This is a genomic window from Dialister sp. (genome assembly GCF_036343215.1).
Classification (GTDB): Bacteria; Bacillota; Negativicutes; order Veillonellales; family Dialisteraceae; genus Dialister.
On sequence record NZ_JAZASU010000138.1, the window covers coordinates 1 to 3,602 of the forward strand.

Genomic DNA, 3,602 nt, shown 5'->3' on the forward strand with positions numbered 1-3,602 from the left:
ATAATTACACAACATGTTGAATGACTGAATTTTATAAAGTAATCAGTTCTCAGTTCATAGTTCTCAGTGGAGGAGGCCCGCATCAAATGAGATGGCGGGCCATTTTTATACACAGTTTTCATTGGAAATGATTCATTTTTTATATAAAAAGGCCGCTTTTCCTTCGTAATGGCCCACCACAACTGCGAACTGATAACTAATAACTGATAACTTTTGTCCCTAAAGTTTTTAAAATAATGATTTCTATTTTTGTACACCCTCAATCTTATATAGTGCGCTTCGCGCACAGGCCTTCGGCCGACAGGATTGAGACAAAAAATGCGGCGCTTCATTTTCTGATGCGCCGCACCTTTACGAATCACGATTCATCGTAAATGAGCCTTCCCAATCAAGTCGATATGAAAAACTCAGTCTATCTCAAATACCACTGTCACCCGTCCCTGGAGTTTTGATTCTCCCGGATCGATAGGAGTCACTGCATCTTCTCTTGCGGCGGCGGCAGACATTTTAAGGTTCACCATGCGGTAAGGCATGACATTCACATTGTCTTCGGAGGCGGAAATGACGCCTATAATATTTCTTCCCAGACCGGCAGCAATGATTCTGGCTTTTCTGGCTGCATCTTCCGCTGCTTTCCGGAGGGCCGCATCTTTATACATCTGGGTATCGCTGACGGAAAAATCGACGGAATCAATCCGGTTTGCCCCGGCTTCCACGGCGGCATCCATAATGGCCCCGGTTTTCGAAAGATTCATGACTACCACTTTCATGGTATTGTCGCAGCGGTATTCTTTCGATTTCACTTCCCCCTTATTGTTATAAATCTGCTGGGGATAGACATTGTAATTCTGGGTCTCGATTTTTGATGCTTCTGCTCCGGCTGCAATCACTGCATTTCTGACATCCGTCATGGTATTTGCATTTTCCCGGACTGCCGCTTTGGCATTGGGAGAACGGGTTTCTACCGTAATATTGACCGTAGCCATATCACTTTTTGCCGTCACTTCGCTGGTTCCGGTCACCATAATGCTCCGGCGCGGTTCTTCGGCCTGGGCCGTGAGACCGGAAAAAAGAATAAGACCGGAAGCCACGAGGGCCATTACTTTTTTATTCATGGGAAATCCTCCTTACTTTTAAAATTGACTTATAGTCATATTTTATACCATTTCTTCTTCTCTGTCAAATCCTGCGGAGAAGGACTTCCGGGGCCGTGGATTTCCGATTTTACTGCTTTTTCAATTCTCCCACTTCCGCCACCATGAAACCGGCTGCGTAGGGACCTATTTCATACTGCTGGAAAACCACGTAAATCTTCCCGTTCTTTCCCACATAAAAAGTCTTCGGCACGCGGTTTACAGAATGATTGTAAAAAAGCCATTCTTCCGGAATCTGCTCTTCAATGGCCCGGTTCACGTCTTCTGCCGAAAGATCCGGCAAAAGATCTTTCAATGTGACTTTATGGCCCCATTTGTCAAAATTCATGGACCTGGCTCCGGTGATGGGATGGGCCGCCCCGTCTGCATAGGATGCCTCGAAAAGGATGAAACTGGTGATTCCTTCCGGATTGACCATTCCTTCCTGCCAGTAAATCCAGCCGTTTGTCTTCCAGTCCTCATTGCGCTTTCTGATATATTTCGAAAATTCATCCACTTCCGTATCGATGGCTGCATTGATCCGCGCCCGCCGAAGGAGATTTCCATCCGAAACGACCGGCTTTTTGACTTCCATCACGTGATCTTTATTCAATTCCGTCCGGATCGAGGGACTCTCGCCCCCGCCAATCCCCGGTCCCAGCGTCCATTCCGCAGAAACAGGGAAAATGGCAGACAGTGAAACTGCTGCTAAAAGAAATAATTTTTTAAAACCCATCCTTCTTCGCCTCCCATTTCAAAAATGACGTTCCCTCCGATACCAGTCTTCACACAAAGCATGGTCTGTCCTGTTTACGATTTATTATCGCTCCTGACAGGAACGGTTTCGGCAGGTTCGTCCTCCCAGCCGCGCCGGAGCCCTCCTCCCGGGGAGGGCCTCCTGCCTGCCGATAGAGTCATTTGTTCCGGATACATTTTGGCAGGCAGTCCCACTTGTACCTTGATCTTCCTGCGCAGAGTCCTTCCCGTTACCGCCCGCCTGGCTGAAATCCAAAATTCCTCGGGGCAGAGCTAAAAAATCACACCTTCCCAATCGGCACCGCGAATACTCCTTCGCTGAAGGGGGTCAGATCATTCTGCTGATAAATGGCATAGACCACTTTATTTTTCCCCACATAGAAATTGGTGGGAAGCTCGGTGACCGTATGATTGTCGAGGAGGGCAATGTTTTTCTTTTTTGCCGTCAGTTCGATGCATTTGTTAACTTCTTCCACCGTCAGTTTCGGCAGTACTTTAGAAAGATCCATGAGATCGCCGGCGCCATTGAAATTGAGGCCTTTGGCAAAAGTGCTGCCATGATCTGCGCCTTCGGAAAGTTTCTGCTTCACCAGAACGATGGAAGTAATGCCGTTTGCATTGGAAATATAGTTTCCGATGAGTCCTTCATGCCAGATCATCCAGCCTTCGGTGTAAACCTTTTTATTATCTTCCCTGAGCTCCCCGATGAAATCGGATTTTTCATGGGCAATGGCCGCATTCACCCTGCCTGCAAAATTCGTATTGTTCGAACGGGTGATGAGATAGGGACTCATGAGATTTGCATTTCCCACATGGTAATCATCGGTCCGGAAAGCGCCGGACTTCTCGGAAACCTTCGAAGCCAGCCCGGGCCAGAGAGAAGCCTCGGACACACAGGCGCCGCTGAAAAGAAGAGCAGCAGAAAGAAGGATAAGGGCAGATTTTTTCAGATGCATGGTAAGCCTCCTTTGGGGCCAGACGAAATAGCCGGCTGAGCCGTCAGCCATTAGCAGTCAGCCATTCGTTTTACAATAGTGCATGCTCAAATGATTAAAAAAGAAACTCTGAATTCTATCTTTATTATATCGTACCCCGGGAAAAAGGGAAAATGGTTCCACACAAAAGCCCCGCCTGCGGCGGGGCTTTCCTTCCATCCTCCCATTCCGGGAGCAGAGAGCTCCGGAAATTTCATTTTTTCCATTCTTCCATTCTTCCTCATCTCATCCATTCTTCCATGCTACCCATACCATCCTTCCAGCCTTCAATTCCTCTCCTGCTATTCTTCGAACGATTCCCATTTTGAAATCTTCCATGCTCCCTTCCGCCCCGGGGCGAACCCCCCTCTTCCCCGGAGCAAAAGTTCATCGCATGAATTTTTCAGCGGTGGTATGCTTTCTATCTCCTTCATTATTTCCCAATTCGGAAATTTCACCCCGCCTGTGCAAAATCCCCATATATACTCATTGCCGCATCAGCGGCAATACCTTCACGAACCACGAACCACGAAATCTCGGAATTCTCCCGAATGAGGCGTACCGTGGTTTGCCAAATTACGGGCATCCTATGACTCAGTCCACTGTATAGTCCAACCGATTTTCCTGCATACTGCAGTTCGTCCCCTCACCCGCTTTGCGGGAGCTCCCCTATCGAGGGTAATGGCAACAAAATAAGGACATCAAAAATCTAATATTGTGGATTTTTAGGTTTATTAGA

3 protein-coding genes are annotated in these 3,602 nt (G+C 47.6%); all 3 read right to left on the reverse strand.

Going from position 1 to position 3,602, the window contains the following annotated elements; genetic code table 11:
- Positions 1-407 precede the first annotated feature (407 nt).
- A complete protein-coding gene (locus tag VZT47_RS09720) occupies positions 408-1,115 on the reverse strand; it encodes an SIMPL domain-containing protein (RefSeq protein WP_330224767.1) in 708 nt (235 codons plus the stop codon).
- A 109-nt stretch (positions 1,116-1,224) separates the two neighbouring features.
- Positions 1,225-1,347, reverse strand: coding sequence for an RsiV family protein (locus VZT47_RS10760; RefSeq protein WP_442877431.1), 123 nt, complete (start codon positions 1,345-1,347; stop codon positions 1,225-1,227).
- Between the two features lie 823 nt (positions 1,348-2,170).
- Entirely contained in the window at positions 2,171-2,845 is a 675-nt protein-coding gene (locus tag VZT47_RS09730; protein ID WP_330224769.1) for a hypothetical protein, read from the reverse strand.
- Between the last annotated feature and the right edge of the window lie 757 nt (positions 2,846-3,602).